Raw genomic sequence first — 18327 nt, forward strand, 5'->3', positions numbered from 1 at the left:
TATTTACATGATTTAAATCAATCTATGTACCGCCAACATGTTATTTACCCCAAAAATGCATGCAATAATTTATAAGCTAAGATAGTTAAAATGGATGCTGCGGGTAAGGTCAATATCCAAGACATAAAAATATTACGAATGACAATCAAATTTAAGGCACCAATACCTCGTGCTAATCCTACGCCAAGAACAGCCCCAACTAAAGTTTGTGTTGCTGAAACTGGAATACCAGTACTTGTTGCGACTACAACGGTTGTTGCTGCAGATAGAGTGGCGGCAAATGCGCGACTGGGGGTAAGTGCTGTGATGGCACTGCCTACTGTTTCAATCACTTTTCTTCCATACATGAGTAGTCCAGTTACTACACCCACACATCCTAATAATATAATCCAAGCAGGGTAATTATTGGCATCAAAAACTTGAGGTGAACTCATCACTAGGCTATAGATTATTGAGAGTGGTCCAACGGCGAGTGCAACATCATTTGAACCATGAGCAAAAGCCATAGCACAGGCAGTCATTGCCATAAGCACAGCAAAATATTTTTCCACTTGTATGAAACGCTCTCTACGCCTTATTCGATGATGTTCGGGAATTCGTTTGATAATGATCATGCCCACAAAGGTAATGATGATGCTCGTAGCTAAGGTAACTGCTAGATTTTGTTTAAAATTAAGGTGAATGTTAAAGTGATTCAGACCTTTAAATACGGTAATGAACGACAAAATAGAGCCAATAAGAAAAAGATAAATGGGTATATATAACTTAGCTTTAGTGAGTGGGTTGCTTTTAACAAAAATAGTTTGCTGAATACTGGTAAATAATATGTAAGCAGTAATTCCTGAAATCATTGGCGAAGTAACCCAGCTTATGGCAATACGACTCACTTGGTTCCAATGAATTGCATGAGGCCCTAATACTACAGTACCAAAACCCACCATTGAGCCTACTAAGGCATTAGTGATAGAAACAGGTACTCCAAGATAGCTTGCGAGATTCATCCAGATAGTACAGGCTAATAAAACGCCAAGCATGCCTTCAATAAGGATTAGTGGTTGTCCGGATAATTGGCTGGAATTTATAATTCCATCGCGCATCGTTTCTGTAACACCTGTCCCTCCCAGAAAAGCACCGGCAAATTCAAAAATTATAGCGATCAACATAGCCTGTCTGACAGTGACAGCTTTAGAGCCCATAGTAGTACTCATGACATTAGCTAAGTCATTAGCACCAACTCCCCAAGTCATTAGAAAACATAAAACGACTGCTGTAAGAAGATATATGATTGAATAATCCATAGAATTTGACTACCGGGCTATTAAAATTTGGAGGCGACTACCTACATGTTGGGCATCATCAGCTAAATCATCAATCCACTGGACCAATTTGTATAGAAATATTGTATCAATGGCCGATAAATCTTTTTCGATTTCAAAAATGCGATGTCTTAGTTCCGCAAGTCGTGTATCGCTATCATGCTCAATCTCATAGAGCTTTAAAATCATTTCTTCAACAATTTTAACCTCAGAACCTCTGAAACCTGTTTCTAACAATTCATCTAACTCATTAATTGCCTTGCATGCTTGTTTGGATGCATCAAGGCAGCGGTTTAGAAAAGGCATAAATGCTGGAACTAAAGATTCAGGGATAGTCATTTGTCTGCTGGTGATTAATATGGCGATGTCTTCTGCTTTATTGGCAATAAGATCTTGAGCACTGAGTAGTTCAAGCAGATCAGTACGTGATACAGGGAGGAAAAGTCCTGTAGGTAAATGAAGACGTAAATCACGCTTAATTAAATCCGCTTCTTTTTCCAGGGAAAGTATTTTGTCTTTAATTTTATTCGCGGTTGTCCAATCCTTTTTTAAAATGGCTTCAAAAAAAGGGTAGAGTTGTTTCGCGCATTGATGCACTTTACGCATGTGTTGTTCTATAGGCCTTATCGGCGAGGGACCAAACATATTAAATATGCTGCTCATGGTATTGAGTCTCTTAAGCAAATTTTTGTGAAGTATACCCAAACTTTTTCAGGAACAAAACTGTTGAACTTAAGTTCAAAGATTTTTTTTCGCAACAGGCAATATTTTTTGTGCGAAGTTCACTTTTTAAAAATCATGAATTAAAAACAATCAAATCTGTTTATAGTATATACTTAAAATAAGAGACATAGAACTAAAATTACTTTTCGGGAGGGTTCATGGCAATTATAAGCTCTTTAGCCAATCACTTGCTGATCGCTATGCCTTCTCTTAATGATCCTAATTTTGAAAGAACAGTGATCTATATTTGTGAACATCATGAACAAGGTTCTGTGGGTTTAATTATTAATCGGCCTATGCAATTTCCTTTGGCTATAGTTTTTGAACAGTTACATATTGAATCGGTACGTTCCGAACAAAGTCGTTTACCGTTAATGTTTGGCGGTCCAGTTCAGCCTGAGAGAGGATTTGTTATTCATAAGCAGTTAGGCACATGGCGATCTAGTCTATTTCTGCAAGAAGAGGTGACGGTAACGACATCAAATGATATCATTCGTGCTATTGCAGAAGACAAGGGGCCCAAAGAAGTTTTAATCACCTTAGGCTATGCTGGATGGGTAGAACATCAATTAGAAAAAGAAATTCTAGAGAACACTTGGTTGGTTTGCCCTTATCGTTCAGAGATTCTGTATGAAATACCCTTTGAAGATCGTTGGGATTATGCAGGCTCAACTTTAGGAGTCAAAATGAGTCAACTTAGTTCAAATATTGGCCATGCCTAGTTCTGTTTATTTAGGTTTTGATTTTGGTTATAAACGTATTGGAGTGGCAGTAGGTCAGCAGCTTACATGCAGCGCTTCACCTTTAGCAACGCTTAGTGCTCGTTCCGGTGTTCCTGATTGGAATGCTGTTGCCAAAGTTATTGCTCAGTGGACACCTCGAGCGTTAATTGTTGGTATTCCAACATGTATAGATGGCAGTGAGCTATACACTACTACACCAGCTCGTCGATTTGCTCAAGAATTACATAAGCGTTTTGTTCTACCAGTTCATTTGGTTGACGAACGACTCTCAACGATTGCGGCCAGAGAGCAATTGTTTGCACAGGGAGGATATCGTAAAATCAAACAATCTGAGGTGGATAGTGTAGCGGCTTGTGTTATACTTGAGCAATGGCTACAACATCCGGAATAACTTTCTAGGTGCATCCTAGTAAGATTAGACGCAGTGAGAATTGAAGGCGATTACGCTCGTTAAATCTTGTGATAATGCATCCTAAAGAATCGATTAGGGTTTTATGAATCATTTCCTAGAAATTAGTCAACTGTCACGACAACAAATTGAATCTATTCTGCAACGTTCGATTTATTTTAAGCAAAATAATAATTATCCATGCTATAACACAAATACTGTTGCTCATTTGTTTTATGAAAACAGCACTCGAACTCGAGTGAGTTTTGAGTTAGCTGCGCATCGTTTATCGATGCCTGTTGTTAACTTGAATCTACAAAACTCTTCTGAGACTAAAGGGGAAGTGATTGAAGATACAGTACGCACTCTTGCAGCGATGGGAATTCAATTTTTTGTGATTCGTCATGAGCAAGAAGGATTACCACAAAGTTTGGCTGATAAAATTGGTGATTTTATTCACATAATCAATGCAGGTGATGGTACACATGCACATCCAAGCCAGGCTTTGCTTGATATGATGACGATTATTGAGCGCAAACCGCGATTAGAACAATTAAAGATAGCCATTTTAGGAAATATTAAGCATTCTCGAGTAGCAAACTCATTTCAATGTATTTGTGCACAATTAGGTGTGGGTGAACTTGTTTTAGTTGCACCTGAGCTTTGGCAACCACGCACATTGCATTATGGTCGAGTGACCCAGAGTATACGTGATGGTTTAACTGATGCAGATGTAGTGATTTGTTTACGTGTACAACGTGAACGTTTATTGGAGTCGGAGCATTTAGATTTAGATTCTTTTAGACGTGATTTTGCTTTAACAAAAGACCGATTGGAGTATGCAAAACCTGATGTGATGGTGATGCATCCTGGCCCAATGAATCGTGGCATCGAAATAGACTGCGACGTAGCTGATGGTGTAAACTCCTTTATTTTGCAACAAGTTACTAATGGCGTGTTCGTACGTATGGCGATTTTTGATGCTTTGACTTCATAGTTTAATCAGGAAGATATGGATGATGAGCTCTCGTTATCAGCGAATCTGTTTTAGTACGGCTTTGTTCAGTATTTATTGTGTATTGCTTTATTTTATTTTAACGCATCATCAAAAATTAGATTTTTCCTCTTTTTATTCAACAGTCCATGCATTATTGCAAGGAGAGAATCCTTATAAAAATTTAACTGCTTCTTATTTACCTACAAACAATCAATTATCCGCTAACTTAAATCCACCTATAGTCTTGTGGCTTTTTAATCCATTGGGTTATCTTAGTTATTCTAATGCCTTATTAGTTTGGTCTGTTCTTTCTTTGATTCTGGGGTTTCTAGGCGCTGTTATTGTTTTTCGTTATGCTTTTTCTGCTGCGTTTCTACAAAAAAATTATTTGAATGTATCTCTGCTTTACTTTGCATTTTTTGCCACTCTAATGAATGTTACTACCCTGCAATTAGGTACTTTATTATTTTTTTTAATTATGGTGGGTTATTATTTTTATCTGCATCATAGCGACTATCTTGCTGGAGTTTTCTGGGGCATGATTATTGCAATAAAACTCTTTCCGGCATTGTTATTTTTTTATGCTTTAAAACAAAAGCGATTTAAGGTATTAGGTGTGATGCTTATTACTCTAGTCATCGCATGGTTAATTCCTATGTGGGTTTATGGTGGAACAATTTATAAGCAATATTATGCGATGATGTCTGGGGTATTTTGGTATGGGGATGGTTGGAATGCTTCCATCTATGGTTTTATTTGTCGTTTATTTCATTGTTATGGTACGGAAAAGCATTTATTGCTGATCGACGTGCTTTATCTGAGTTGTTTTTGTATCTTAATTATTTGGTACTTGAAAACACTTGGTCCCAACGAACATGCTCCAGTAAATCATCAACCTTTTTGCCTAACTCTAGCAATAATGTTGTTTTTAAGTCCATTAGGTTGGGTTTATTATTTTCCTTTATTAGTTTTGCCCCTTATTTTAACTTGGTTTGTTGCTTTGCATGATAAAGATACTAAAATGATGTTCCTTTGGCTTTTATGTTTTTTTCTTATTAATTTCCCTATGGATTATGTAAAAACGCAAGATATGCCTAATTTCTGGGGGCGAATGAGTTTTTTTTCGAGCTATTTTTATGGTTTATTACTTTTAATTTATCTTTTAGGAAAAAGAAAAAAAATCTATGGAAATAATGAATTCCAAGTGAATGAGTCAAAGAATCAGTTTATGCCAGTAATTATCATTATCTTGGCTTTTGGATTGTCTATCCCCACGATTTGTTTTGTGATGCGTTTATTAAAAATGGATGTATATTTAGTGACGGGTTAAAGAGCTACTATTTCACTGAATCTCAATAATAAATCACTTCTGAGTTGGTTGCTTATCCCGATCTTTAACTATGTAAATGATCCTAGATTCGGCATTCGTAGTAAATTCAACTGTCGAATTTAGGATTATGTTTAAAAGATACGGCTTGTTGTAAATGGTGGAGACAAACCTGAGGGCTGTCTTCTATATCTGCTATTGTTCGTGCTACTTTGAGTAAACGATGATATCCTCGTGCAGACAGTTTAAGTCGAATCATAGATTGGCTTATGAAATTTTGTTCCTGGGAGCCTATTCTACAGATTTCTTCACATTCTCGTGCATTTAAAAGGGCATTAAGACAATTTTGTCGTTCTAATTGTATTGTTCTTGCTTTGATTACTTTTTCTCTAATTAAATCACTTTGCTTATATGGATTGTTGTTCGGAGCAATTAACTCTTCTTGGGACAGCGCTTGCACAGAAATATGCATGTCAATCCGATCCAATAGAGGTGCTGAAATTTTAGCATGATAACGCTTAATGCGATCTGGGTTACATAAGCAATTCGCTTGAGGATTACCCCATTGCCCACATGGACAAGGATTCATTGCTGCTATGAGCTGGAATTTCGCTGGAAATTCTGTTTGTACAGCAGCCCGTGAAATACATATTGATCCTGATTCTAGAGGTTGTCTCAAGGTTTCTAGAACTTGTCTATTGAATTCCGGTAATTCATCTAGAAATAAGACTCCTTGATGAGCTAAAGAAATTTCTCCTGGCTTGGGTGGATTTCCTCCACCAACTAGGGATACGGTTGAGGCAGTATGATGAGGAGCACGAAAAGGAGGTGAACGCCATTCACGAAAATCAGGTAATTTACCACGTAACGAATTGATAGCCACACATTCAAGTGCTTCTGTTTCTGATAATTGCGGCAATAAAGTAATAAATCGTTTTGCTAACATAGTCTTACCACTTCCAGGAGCACCACTGAGTAGAATGTTATGTCCACCACAAGCAGCGATTTCCAGTGCTTTTTTTGCATGAAATTGTCCTTTAATATCAGACCAATCGAAAGTGTACTGTGTGGAGCAAGACTCTGGTTTCGGAGGTAGGGAACACAAGGAAGTTTTTTGACAAAGGTAGCTGCAAATTTCGCGCAAGTTATTTGCACTATAGATGTTTTGATATCCGGTTAATGAGGCTTCATGGGCATTAGCACTGGCAATGACGAGTAAATTTTTGTCTTTATGTGCAGCAAGGATCGCAGGAATAATGGAAGAAATGCCTCTAAGTTCACCATTTAAGGCAAGTTCAGCAATAAATTCATGGTTACTTAATTGGTTTTGGGGAATTTGATGGGAAGCAGCCAGAATGCCAAGGGCTATAGGTAAATCGAAACCACTTCCCGTTTTAGGTAAATCCGCAGGTCCAAGATTCACTGTGATTTTACGGCAAGGGAATTCGAATTGACTATTAACGATTGCAGATCGGACTCTATCCTTACTTTCTTTTACTGCAGTTTCAGCGAGTCCCACTATAGTAAAGCCAGGCAAGCCATTTGACAAATGGACTTCTACAGATACAGGGTGTGCTCGCATACCAATGGTGCTACGCGCTTTAGTAAATGCAAGATTCATTGCTTATTTCCTATTTATGTTGGACAAATTAACCGACAAAATTTCCTGTTGTCGTTGTAATGTAACGTTCGTTTAGCGAATACAAGACATTTCCACGCCTTGTATGTCGAACTTACGTTATTTTTTTTCTTTATTGAGTTGAGTTATTAAAATATCCACTTGCTTTTGTAGCTGCTCTACTTTATCTCGTGTTCGTGCTAGGACTTTAGTTTGCACATCAAATTCTTCGCGGGTAATCAGGTCCATATGAGCAAATGCAGATTGTAAAACTTCTTTAAATTTTTGTTGAATGTCTTTTTCAATATTTTGTAGACTGGAAGGAAGAGCGGCAAAGAGTTTTTTTGCTAAGTCATCAAATTGTTTGGGGTCGAACATGATTACTCCATCGTTTTTTGCAAAGAGTCTAACAAAAGTATAATACCTTGTCTCTCTTAAAATCGAGGTTTTTTGACGGTATATCACAGCGGAATATATTATGAAAATGATTATGGCAATAATTAAGCCTTTTAAACTCGATGATGTCCATGAAGCTTTAATGGAAATCGGTGTGCCGGGAATAACTATTTCTGAAACCCGAGGATTTGGGAGGCAAAAAGGGCACACAGAGTTATATCGAGGAGCAGAATATGTTGTTGATTTTCTGCCTAAGATAAAAATTGAATTGGCTTTACCCGATAATATGGTGGAGGCCGCAATCGAAGCCATTTGCAAGTCTGCTTATACGGGTAAGATTGGTGATGGAAAAATCTTTGTTTATGAGTTGCAACAGGTAGTGCGTGTGCGCACTGGGGAAATAAATGCGGATGCTTTAACCTAAGGTCAGTTGTCAACAGACCTTAGAAAAAAGGATTAAATGTACCCACCATGCCAATAAATAGCTCGCTGAGTAATTACTGCATTGAGTGGAATATCCCAAGGTTCAGGTTCAACATAATCGACCCGTTGAAATTGATATGCTACTCCAAATAAAGGACAATGCTCTTTGCTTTTAAAAGTACGATCATAATAACCAGCACCCATTCCTATGCGAGTACAGCGTACATCAAACGCAACCACAGGAATTAAGGCCAAATTTAACTCTTCTGGAGGAATAGCTAAAGTATGAGCTACATCGGGCTCATTAATTCCATAGCGATTTTTTTTAAAAGGAGTATCAGGTGTTGCAGGTAAAAAAGAAAGGGTTAAATTATCTTCATTAATGACGGGAAAATAACAGAGCTTACCTTGTGCAGAGGCACTTTTCCATAGTTCATCTAGATCGATTTCTCCGTGAGCCGCAAAATAAAATGCAATTCGTTGAGCATGTCGATATGATTCCAAAGACCGAATTCGGGTGCAGACTTGATTTGAAGCTGTAATACGATACGAAGCAGTAAGCTTAGAGCGTATTTGCTTCATTGTGTCTCTTAAAGTCTTTTTGACTGAATTTGTCATACAAGTTATTCATGTATTTTTAAATTAATGTAAGTTCAACATGAAGGGTAGGGGAAATACCTTTTATGTTGCGAAACTAACGATATCCCATATAGCTTTCGCTAAGCGAAAGCAGAAATGCGTCGCATGATAAAGAAATCGATTCTAACAGACCCTAGTTTAATATAAAAAATCAGGTTATTTTTATAGCAAACTCACCTTAAATTATCGTTTCTTTGTGCCAAAACTTCAAGGTCTTGAAATATTCTTAGAAATTTGTCACTCTCAAATATCAAATGATTGCTAAAAAGTTTTTTAAAAGGGCTAGGCAAGAATATAAAAATAGGGTATATAGCCGTCCTAGTTTTTATAATCCGACTTTGGATAGAATGTCGGTTGTAGTAAAGTTCATTGAGAGAAAGGTATGAGTGATTTGTTTGAAGAAGATGAAGATGATGTTGTGGAAGTTGGCGAGGACTTCGATTTAGATAATGACTTAGATATAGATGTAGAGGTTACGGAAGCAGCTCCTAGTGGTTTGGATGCGCGCAGACGTTTGGAAAATATGTTAGATGAAAAACGTTTACGTGATGAGTTGGATGATTTTGGAGACTATTAATTCAATCGATGACAATAAATAGTCAATGTAACAGATAAATTCTTTTTAAGTACGTTAATGATACGAACACGGGTACTCTCAGACGGTGGGGAAAACAACCTTGCATTTCCTATAAATGATCGCATCTTTTTGGGAGAAGGCTTATTTGAAACTCTTAAAGTAGAGAGTGGCAAGCCCTGCCATGCTTATTTGCACTGGCAGCGGTTGAGCGAGTCTGCTCAAAAGTTGGGGATTCCGTTTGATCTCACTTCTGAACACTGGTTGGAGCATCTGCTTCATAAAATTAAAAGTGATAATTTATATCATGGCGGTATAAAAGCGATTTTAAGCGGGGGGTCGGCGCCTCGAGGGCTAGCGGTACGGGGGCAGATGAGTCAATTGGTCCTACAAACTTTCAATTATACTATGGAAACTCATCCGCTGCGATTAGTGAGTGTTCCTTGGTTACGGGATGCTGCAAATCCTGTATTCCAAGTGAAATCCGTCAATTATTTAGAAGCGATACTTGCTCGTCGTCAGGCAATTGCATTAGGTGCAGATGATGCTTTATTTTTTAATTTACAACATCATGCCACTGAAACTACATGCGCTAATTTATTTATGATTCAAAAACAATGCTTGTTGACGCCTCCTATAACAGATGGCGTGCTTCCTGGTATTACTCGCGCACGAATTTTCAAACTCGCCAAGCAGCTCAATATAAGTTGTATTGAAGCTTCTTTGACAAAATCAATGTTAAAAGATGCTGATGCGGTTTTTTTGGCTAATTCTTTACAGGGAATTCGTTCCGTTTGTTCTTTGGATGATATGATTTTTGCAACAGCTCATCCCTTGCTTGATCAATTAACCTCTTCTTTGAATGTTGGAAGTACAACTTAGAGTTTAAAAAAATCCAGCAGGTTCAGTGCTTTTAGCTCACACAGTAGGAGCCAACTGTTTTTTTAGGATAATTGATTGGGGATAATCCAAAGCGAATTTTTACATGAGAAATAAAACATGGAATATGTTACGTGGAAGGAAAGGCAACGACAGCGAGTTCGTAATTGGGTAAGAGCAATTTTGGTCTGTTGGTTTAAAGTAGAATTGCATGGAAATTATCAACCTGAACCTAACTCGGTGATTATTGCCAATAGAACCTCAAAAATTGATTTACTTTTACTTGCTGCTTTTTTACCGGAACCTTTAACTGTTGCTTTATCGCCAGCTACTCTAAGTAAATTTTGGTGGAAAATGATGCATCTATTTGCAGACGTCATTGCAATTGATGCAACAAATGCTTTTGCCGCTAGAGCTTTAATAAGAGCGATACGAGAAGGGAAGCGTTGTGTTATTTTCCCACAGGGAATTGACGCGGACGAAGAGAGTTTAAAGGTTTTTGATAGCCCAGGCTTGGTGTTGCAAAAAGCAGGTTCATCGGTTATTCCAATTCGCATTGATGGAGCTCAATACAGTATTTTTTCTATGAGTAAGGATAAACATCTTATACGTTTGTTCCCTAAAATTGTTTTGCATGTATTGCCTTCTTTATCCTACATGGAAGACGAAAATAAGCCTATTGATAGAGATACAATGAGTATTCGTTTATTTCGTTTAATTAGTGAGCTTACTTTTGCAAATAGTTTTCAGCCCATGCCTTTATTTAAAGCATTCATTCATGGCGCAGCATTAGGCACCAAGAATGGAGCAAAAATTGAAGACGCTACTCGTACCCCTATAACTTTTAATCAATTTCTGACTCGTTGTTTTATTCTGGGTAAACAGATTAAAAATCAGACACAGGAAGGCGAATATGTGGGGATAATGTTGCCCACAACAATTGCAGGTATGGTAACTTTTTTTGCGCTGCATGCATATCGACGTATTCCTGCCATGCTTAACTTTAGTTTGGGTTTTTATAATTTATTGTCTACCTGTAAGGTTGCGCAAATAAAAACGATCTATACGGCAAGACAATTCGTTGCTACAGCAAAATTAGAGGATTTAGTAAACAATTTACAGAAAGAGGGAGTAATTATTTATTTTTTAGAGGATTTTAAATCTTCCATTAGATTAGGGCATAAGCTTGCTGGGTTGCTTAAGGGGAAATTTCCTTCCTGGGCTTATCAATTAGCTGGTAAGCCTGTTTCACCAGAGGAGCCTGGTGTTATCTTATTTACTTCGGGTTCAGAAGGAGTTTCTAAAGGAGTGGTTTTAACCCATGCAAACTTATTGGCTAATTGCTGTCAGTTAACATCACGTGTCGATTTTTCGTATCGAGATAAATTTTTCGATGCCTTACCTATTTTTCATTGTTTTGGTCTAACTACTGGCGCTATTCTTCCATTAATACAAGGAATCAGTTGTTTTTTTTATCCATCACCATTGCATTATAAAATAATTCCAGGATTAGTTTATCAAACTGGAGCTACCATTATGTTGAGTACGGATACTTTTTTAACAGGTTATGCTCGAGTAGCAGAACAACATGATTTTAGTAGTGTGCGTTATATTTTTGCTGGAGCTGAGAAAGTTAAACCAGAAACAATGCGATATTGGACAGATACTTTTGGAGTGAAAATTTATGAAGGGTATGGTGCAACGGAAGCTGCCCCAGTGATTTCTATGAATTGCCCTTTAGCTTCGATGCAGGGCAGTGTCGGGATGTTACTTCCATCTATGGAAAGTCAAATCAAGTCAGTAGATGGAATTGCTAAAGGAGGACAGTTAATAGTACGCGGTCCTAATATTATGATGGGTTACCTATCCACAGAGGAACCAGGAGTAATTCTTATGTCAGAAAATGGCTGGCATGATACTGGCGATATCGTAACTATAAATGAAGAAAAGTTTATTACTATAGCTGGAAGAGCGAAACGTTTTGCTAAAATTGCTGGTGAAATGGTTTCCCTTACTGCAGTAGAAAGTGTTGCTGCATCAATTTGGCCTGAGTTATTGCATGCTGCGGTAAGGAAAAAGTGTCAACGAAAAGGGGAGCAGATTTTATTATTTAGTGAAGCAGAGAATGCAGATAAAGCCAGCTTCATCAAAAAAATTAAAGAGTTAAGCTATTCTGAATTGTTAATTCCCCAACAGATTTTTCCAGGAAGCAAGATTCCCGTTTTGCCTTCAGGAAAAATAGATTACATAACAATCGAAAAAAAGTTGGAAGAAGAAGTCGTTTAAAAGGCACATAAACTTGCTAGAAACCTCTACCACAGAATACCTGAAATAGACCCCCTGCTTTCGCCAGAGGGTGATCGTTCTCTCAAACGTCAATAGACCCCCTGCTTTCGCAGAGGGTGACGTTCTCTCAAACGTCAATAGACCCCCTGCTTTCGCAGAGGGTGACGTTCTCTCAAATGTCAATAGACCCCCTGCTTTCGCAGAGGGTGACGTTTTCTCAAGCGTCAATAAACCTTTTTGCTTCGCGGATGGGCTAAAAAATAACGAACTTGCTGTTCCCTGATTGCCCCTGCTCTATTCAACAGTGAAATTTAATTTGAGCGGTACCTTATTTTTTCAAAACATAGCTTCCTGGTGCATCAATTAATGGTGTTAATGGTAATTGTTCAAAATTTGGAGCGGATATGAGTTTTCCCGAATGTGATTTTAACCATTGTAACCATTCTGGCCACCAAGAACCTGAGTGTTCTGTTGCATGCTCCAACCATTTTTCTGCTTTGGCAGGAGCATTATTGTTTACTTTATAGCCGTATTTTTGGGCCTCAGGAGCATTAACAATTCCTGCAATATGTCCTGAACCTCCTAGAACAAAACGTTTGGGCCCTTTTATCAGTTGAAAACCTATATAGGTAGTTTTCCATGGTGCTATATGATCTTTTTCTGTTGAGAGAAAAAAGGTTGGAATATCAATTAGGGTAACATCAATTGGCGTATGGTTAAGATGAATTTTACCTGGTTTTGACAAATTATTATGTAAGTACATCCATCTTAAGTATTGTGAATGCATCGTTGCCGGCATATTTGTACAGTCTGAATTCCAATATAATATATCGAAAGGAACTGGATTTTTGCCACGTAAATAATTTTTAATAAAAAAGGACCAAATTAAATCATTCGCACGAAGTGAATTAAAGCTTGATGCCATAAATTTTCCAGCAAGATAGCCCTTAGATTTCATCTCGTCTTCCAGTTTTGTAATTTGTTGCTCATCGATAAATACGGAAATGTCACCTGGATCACTGAAATCAATCATTGATGCTAAAAAAGTTGCACTATGAATAGAGTTATCTTGATGTGCTTTATTATAAGCAAGAAGCATAGAAAGAAGTGTTCCACCAATACAAAAACCCATAGCATTAACTTGAGTTACATTGAGCTGTTTTTGAATGATATTAATCGCTGTTATTGGACCTTCGTTTAAATAATCGTACAAGCTTTTATGAGCAAAACTAGAGTCCGGATTAACCCAAGAAATCATAAATACGGTAATTCCTTGTTTTACTAACCACCGAACGAGAGAATTATGGGGACTTAAATCAAGGATATAATATTTGTTAATCCAGGGAGGAATTATGAGAAGAGGTATTGATTTGACTTTAGCTGATTGCGGTGTGTATTGAATCAGTTCCATCATACTGCTACGAAAAATTACTTTTCCTGGAGTTGTCGCTATATTTTCACCAAGTTTAAAAGCTTCCATATCGGTCATTTTAATCATTAACCGGGAAGAGCCTACTTCTAGATCTGAAAGTAAGTTATGTAATCCGCGCAATAAATTTTTACCACGGCTTTTTAGTGTTTCATCCATAATTTGGGGGTTTGTGTGGAGAAAATTCGAAGGAGACAAAGCATCCAAATATTGTTTGGTAAAAAATTGGAGGCGTTTTGCTGTATTTTTATCAGGATATTCTACTTGTGCAAATAAATTATTCATGTGTTGGCTGGCTAGGAGATAATGCTGGATCATCATGTTAAAAAATGGATTATTTACCCAGTCTTCTTCTCTGAAACGGGGATCATTGATAGGCATAGGTTTGCCTTCTAGCCAATGCTCTAATTGAATTTGTGCCAAATTGAAAGCATCTTGCCAATACGCAAGTTGCATTTCCCAGAGTTTTTCTGGATTTTTTAAAAAAATGGTCATTACACTTTGAAAGTGTTCTGTTAATTCAATGTATTGATTGATGATAATAGAGAGTTGCAAGGGAGTTTTTTGTATGTCTGAAATAATTTGTAAACTTTTTTCAGCTATTGCTTTAAGTAATTCACTAAGTTCCGTGTCGTGGATCATCCTAACTCCTGAGGAGAAAAATTTTTATGTATTATTTTGGTTAGTTTATTCTTATTGATCAAGAGATAAAATGCATTATCCACTTGTATTAATGTTTAAAATGACGAACTCCAGTGAATACCATAATGACTCCATGTTCTTCAGCACAAGCAATCACTTGTGTATCTCTGATTGAACCACCTGGTTGAATAATAGCAGAGATGCCTGCCTTGGCAGCGATTTCAACTGTATCAGGAAAAGGAATGAATGCATCAGAGGCCATTACTGCGTCATGAGTATCAAATCCCATTTGAGTTGCTTGCCAAAGGCCAATTCGAGCACTCATGATTCGACTCGTTTGACCACCTCCTAAGCCTATAGTTGCAGCGTCTTTGGCATAGACAATCGCATTGGATTTCACATGCTTTGCTGCAAGCCATGCAAACATTAAATCATTCAGTTGTTGTTCAGATGGTTTTTTTTGTGTCACAGTTTTTAATTTATAACTTCCTAGAACAAGAGAGTCATGTTCTTGTACTAGTAAACCGCCGTCTACTTTCCTCATATTTAAACTAAAGGTGTTATTCGGTTGCCAAATTCCTGTTACTAGGACGCGAATATTTTCTTTGTGAGCAAGAATTTTTTTTGCTTCATCACTGATATCTGGGGCAATAATTACTTCTACAAATTGTTTTTCCAGGATGGCTTTTGCTGTGTCACCATCTAATGTTTGGTTAAACGCAATAATGCCACCATAAGCTGAGCTTGGATCACATTGATACGCTTTAAGATATGCATTATGAATCGTATCACTTAAGGCAATTCCACAAGGGTTGGCATGTTTTATAATGGCACAAACTGGTTTATCATAGACAAATGATTTAACGCAATCTAAAGCAGCATCGGCATCCAAAATATTATTGTAGGACAGTTGCTTGCCTTGAATTAATTGAGCTGTTCCCAGAGATCCAGATGTAGCATTTTTATCCCCATAAAAAACAGCGCGTTGATGCGGATTTTCACCATATCGTAGATCAGTAATTTTATTGAATTGACAAGTAAGCACTTCAGGAAAGCCGGAGGGGGTATATTGTTCATCTAAAGTTGTTAGATAATTAGCTATTGCTGCATCATAAGCTGCTGTATGTGCAAAAGCTTTTTTAGCTAAGGTAAATCCCCAATCCGCAGGTGCCTTCTTAGCGTCTATGTATTCAATAAGCTCATCATAATCTTCTGGTTTTACTACGACAAAAGTGTGCGCATGATTTTTTGCCGCAGAGCGAATCATAGCTGGGCCACCTATATCAATATTTTCTATTGCCGCATTAAAATTACAATCAGGACGACTAATAGTTTGTTCAAATGGATATAAATTAATAACAAGTAAATCAATAGATTTAATGGAGTGTTCTTTTAATGTTTTCTCATCTTTATTTTTGCGTGCCAACAAACCTGCATGAATTGCGGGATGTAACGTTTTGACTCGACCGTCAAGCATTTCTGGGAAGCCTGTACATTCACTGACATCAGTAACTGGCAATTTGTTCTCTTTGAGTAAGAGAGAAGTATTACCTGTTGCTATAAGTTCTACTCCATGTTGGTGAAGGATTTTGCCAAGCTCAACTATGCCTCTTTTGTCGGAAACACTAAGCAACGCTCTTTTAGGTTTAAAAGTAGAAAATTTGTGTTCTGTGATCATTGGTAGCTACCTTTTTACTTGTCGGATCTGCGTTAAAATCATATTATTTTCGTACAAAAACTAATAATGACCATCCATTAAGTTTTTCTTGATATAGAAGAGTAAACATTGAATCATAGGCCTTTATGATTTCAAATGCTTGCTCTTCGAGTATTCCTGATACAACAAGCATCCCTTCCGTCTTTAAAAGACGATGAAAACGTTCCTTCAAATTGAGTAAAGGTGCTAGTAAGATATTGGCCATAATTAAATCAACTGGATGGTGTAATGCATCAGGCAAATTCACTGATAATGGATGCTTCTCTAATTGATTTGTTAATGCATTATTGTAGGTGGCTTGCAACGCTTGCGGGTCAATATCAACTGCATATACTTCATTTGCTCCTAATTTTAATGCAGCCAAAGAAAGAATTCCTGAACCACAGCCATAATCAATAATGGATTTGTTGCTTAAATGAGCTTGCTCAAGCCAGGTTAAACATAACGCTGTGGTAGGGTGGGTTCCTGTACCAAACGCTAAACCTGGATCGAGCATTAAATTAACTGCATCAGGTTCTGGTGGAGTGGACCAGGTAGGGCAGATCCATAAGCGTTGTCCAAAACGCTGTGGTTTAAAATCATCCATCCATGCTCTTTCCCAATCTCTATCCTCCAAAACTTCTAAAGTACATGCTAACGTAGGATAAATCTGGGTCAACTGATCACGAGTATGTTGAGCCTGAAATGCTTCTGCATATAGGGCATGAATAATGACTTCGGGCCATAAAGGTGTAGTTCCTGGTTCAGGCTCAAGAACAGGATTGTCATTTTTATCAGTAAGCATAATGGATAGTGCGCCAAAATCTTCTAACCGATTACTCAATTGTTCAATCTCTTGGCTGGGACAATGTTCTATTTTTAATTGAAACCACATAGTAATTAGCCCTTGAGCATTTTTTCTAAATAGTGAATATTGGTGCCACCAGCAATGAAAGATTGATCATGAACAATGCGCTGATGTAATTCGATATTTGTTTTTATGCCATCGATGATAATCTCATCAAGAGCATTAGACATTCTTGCAATTGCTTCAGCACGAGTGCTTCCATAACTAATCAGTTTGCCAATCATGGAGTCATAATTGGGGGGTACTGTATAACTGCTGTAGATATGAGAGTCAAAACGAATACCTGGACCACCTGGTTGATGTAATAATTTTATTGTTCCTGGTGAAGGCATAAATGTTTTAGCATCTTCTGCATTGATTCGACATTCAATTGCATGACCCCGTAATTGAATGTTTTCTTGAGTCAGTGTAAAAGGTTGATCGCTTGCAATTTTGATTTGTTCTTTAATTAAATCAATTCCTGTGATCATTTCAGTTACAGGATGCTCAACCTGAATTCGAGTATTCATTTCGATAAAATAAAAGCAACCATCCTGATATAAGAATTCAAAAGTACCAGCACCACGATATTTCAAATCTTGGCACGCCTTGACCACAGAAGCTCCAATTTTATCCCTAAGCTCAGAACTAATTCCCGGCGCAGGTGCTTCTTCTACCACTTTTTGATGGCGTCTTTGCATGGAACAGTCGCGCTCACCTAGATGGATCGCATTACCTTTACCATCTCCAAGAACTTGGAATTCGACATGGCGAGGATTTTCCAAAAATTTTTCCATATAAACGACAGGGTTATTAAATGCAGCTTTAGCCTCACTACGTGTTAGTGCAATCGCATTGAGAAGGTGAGACTCACCATGTACAACACGCATACCACGTCCGCCACCGCCACCTGCTGCTTTAATTATAACTGGATAGCCAATTTTTCGACCTATTTCTAAGTTTTTCTGATCGTTATCCGTTAAGGGACCATCGGATCCTGGAACACAAGGAACTCCTGCAGCTTTCATGGCGTTAATCGCAGAGACTTTATCTCCCATGAGGCGAATTGTATCACCTCTTGGACCAATAAAACGAAATCCACTTTTTTCGACTATGTCTGCGAAATCAGCGTTTTCTGAAAGAAAGCCATAACCAGGATGAATGGCTACAGCATCAGTAATTTCAGCAGCAGAAATAATGGCTGGAATATTCAGGTAGCTTGTTTGGGCTGGAGCAGGACCTATGCAAACCGTCTCATCAGCGAGACGCACATGTAATAAATCCTTATCTACATCTGAATGTACGGCTACAGTCTGAATGCCAAGCTCTTTGCACGCGCGCAAGATGCGAAGAGCAATTTCACCCCTGTTGGCAATAACAATTTTACTGAGCATGGATACACCC

Annotated in this window: 17 protein-coding genes; 8 read left to right on the forward strand and 9 right to left on the reverse strand. The window is 37.8% G+C overall.

Annotated features, from left to right (window positions below; all coding sequences use genetic code 11):
• Positions 1 to 44 precede the first annotated feature (44 nt).
• Both Lgra_RS13835 and Lgra_RS13840 read right to left on the reverse strand, forming a co-directional pair.
• Complete coding sequence (locus Lgra_RS13835) at positions 45 to 1298, reverse strand: inorganic phosphate transporter (protein ID WP_058499858.1); 1254 nt, start codon at positions 1296 to 1298, stop codon at positions 45 to 47.
• Between the two features lie 9 nt (positions 1299 to 1307).
• Entirely contained in the window at positions 1308 to 1979 is a 672-nt protein-coding gene (locus tag Lgra_RS13840; protein WP_058499859.1) for a TIGR00153 family protein, read from the reverse strand.
• A gap of 218 nt (positions 1980 to 2197) precedes the next feature.
• Between Lgra_RS13840 and Lgra_RS13845 the strand changes: the two genes are divergently transcribed.
• From Lgra_RS13845 to Lgra_RS13860, 4 genes are all read left to right on the forward strand, one after another.
• On the forward strand, positions 2198 to 2761 hold the full coding sequence (locus tag Lgra_RS13845; protein ID WP_058499860.1) for a YqgE/AlgH family protein: 564 nt from the start codon (positions 2198 to 2200) through the stop codon (positions 2759 to 2761).
• Complete coding sequence (gene ruvX / locus Lgra_RS13850) at positions 2754 to 3173, forward strand: Holliday junction resolvase RuvX (protein ID WP_058499861.1); 420 nt, start codon at positions 2754 to 2756, stop codon at positions 3171 to 3173. The genes Lgra_RS13845 and ruvX overlap by 8 nt, the downstream gene beginning before the upstream one ends.
• 103 nt (positions 3174 to 3276) lie before the next feature.
• On the forward strand, positions 3277 to 4167 hold the full coding sequence (locus Lgra_RS13855) for an aspartate carbamoyltransferase catalytic subunit (RefSeq protein ID WP_058499862.1): 891 nt from the start codon (positions 3277 to 3279) through the stop codon (positions 4165 to 4167).
• 19 nt (positions 4168 to 4186) lie between these two features.
• Positions 4187 to 5497: a glycosyltransferase family 87 protein gene (locus Lgra_RS13860; protein WP_058499863.1), complete on the forward strand. Its 1311-nt coding sequence runs from the start codon at positions 4187 to 4189 to the stop codon at positions 5495 to 5497.
• 106 nt (positions 5498 to 5603) lie between these two features.
• Here the strand turns inward: Lgra_RS13860 and Lgra_RS13865 are convergent, their stop codons facing one another.
• A complete protein-coding gene (locus tag Lgra_RS13865) occupies positions 5604 to 7115 on the reverse strand; it encodes a YifB family Mg chelatase-like AAA ATPase (protein ID WP_058499864.1) in 1512 nt (503 codons plus the stop codon).
• 117 nt (positions 7116 to 7232) lie between these two features.
• The gene (ubiK, locus tag Lgra_RS13870) at positions 7233 to 7490 is read right to left on the reverse strand and encodes a ubiquinone biosynthesis accessory factor UbiK (protein WP_058499865.1); all 258 of its coding nucleotides are present in this window, start codon (positions 7488 to 7490) and stop codon (positions 7233 to 7235) included.
• 100 nt (positions 7491 to 7590) lie between these two features.
• Between ubiK and Lgra_RS13875 the strand changes: the two genes are divergently transcribed.
• Positions 7591 to 7932, forward strand: coding sequence for a P-II family nitrogen regulator (locus Lgra_RS13875; RefSeq protein WP_058499866.1), 342 nt, complete (start codon positions 7591 to 7593; stop codon positions 7930 to 7932).
• A gap of 32 nt (positions 7933 to 7964) precedes the next feature.
• On the opposite strand, the gene Lgra_RS13880 is transcribed toward Lgra_RS13875, so the two are convergent.
• The gene (locus Lgra_RS13880; protein ID WP_058499867.1) at positions 7965 to 8549 is read right to left on the reverse strand and encodes a 5-formyltetrahydrofolate cyclo-ligase; all 585 of its coding nucleotides are present in this window, start codon (positions 8547 to 8549) and stop codon (positions 7965 to 7967) included.
• Positions 8550 to 8952: 403 nt separating this feature from the next.
• On the opposite strand from Lgra_RS13880, the gene Lgra_RS13885 reads away from it, so the two are divergent.
• The 3 genes from Lgra_RS13885 (at position 8953) to Lgra_RS13895 (ending at position 12309) form a co-directional block, all read left to right on the forward strand.
• Positions 8953 to 9147, forward strand: coding sequence for a PA3496 family putative envelope integrity protein (locus Lgra_RS13885; protein ID WP_058499868.1), 195 nt, complete (start codon positions 8953 to 8955; stop codon positions 9145 to 9147).
• Between the two features lie 57 nt (positions 9148 to 9204).
• Positions 9205 to 10026: an aminotransferase class IV gene (locus tag Lgra_RS13890; RefSeq protein ID WP_058499869.1), complete on the forward strand. Its 822-nt coding sequence runs from the start codon at positions 9205 to 9207 to the stop codon at positions 10024 to 10026.
• A gap of 117 nt (positions 10027 to 10143) precedes the next feature.
• The gene (locus tag Lgra_RS13895; protein ID WP_058499870.1) at positions 10144 to 12309 is read left to right on the forward strand and encodes an AMP-binding protein; all 2166 of its coding nucleotides are present in this window, start codon (positions 10144 to 10146) and stop codon (positions 12307 to 12309) included.
• Between the two features lie 328 nt (positions 12310 to 12637).
• On the opposite strand, the gene Lgra_RS13900 is transcribed toward Lgra_RS13895, so the two are convergent.
• From Lgra_RS13900 to accC, 4 genes are all read right to left on the reverse strand, one after another.
• Positions 12638 to 14380, reverse strand: coding sequence for a PHA/PHB synthase family protein (locus Lgra_RS13900; protein ID WP_058499871.1), 1743 nt, complete (start codon positions 14378 to 14380; stop codon positions 12638 to 12640).
• Between the two features lie 88 nt (positions 14381 to 14468).
• Positions 14469 to 16058 (reverse strand): bifunctional phosphoribosylaminoimidazolecarboxamide formyltransferase/IMP cyclohydrolase, encoded by a 1590-nt coding sequence (gene purH, locus Lgra_RS13905; protein WP_058499872.1) that lies wholly within the window; start codon positions 16056 to 16058, stop codon positions 14469 to 14471.
• Between the two features lie 43 nt (positions 16059 to 16101).
• Positions 16102 to 16971 (reverse strand): 50S ribosomal protein L11 methyltransferase, encoded by an 870-nt coding sequence (gene prmA, locus Lgra_RS13910; RefSeq protein WP_058499873.1) that lies wholly within the window; start codon positions 16969 to 16971, stop codon positions 16102 to 16104.
• A 5-nt stretch (positions 16972 to 16976) separates the two neighbouring features.
• Positions 16977 to 18317 carry an acetyl-CoA carboxylase biotin carboxylase subunit gene (gene accC / locus Lgra_RS13915; RefSeq protein WP_058499874.1) on the reverse strand — a complete coding sequence of 447 codons (1341 nt, stop codon included), beginning with the start codon at positions 18315 to 18317 and terminating at the stop codon, positions 16977 to 16979.
• Positions 18318 to 18327: the final 10 nt, after the last annotated feature.

It is taken from the genome of Legionella gratiana (assembly GCF_001467695.1).
Lineage (GTDB): Bacteria > Pseudomonadota > Gammaproteobacteria > Legionellales > Legionellaceae > Legionella > Legionella gratiana.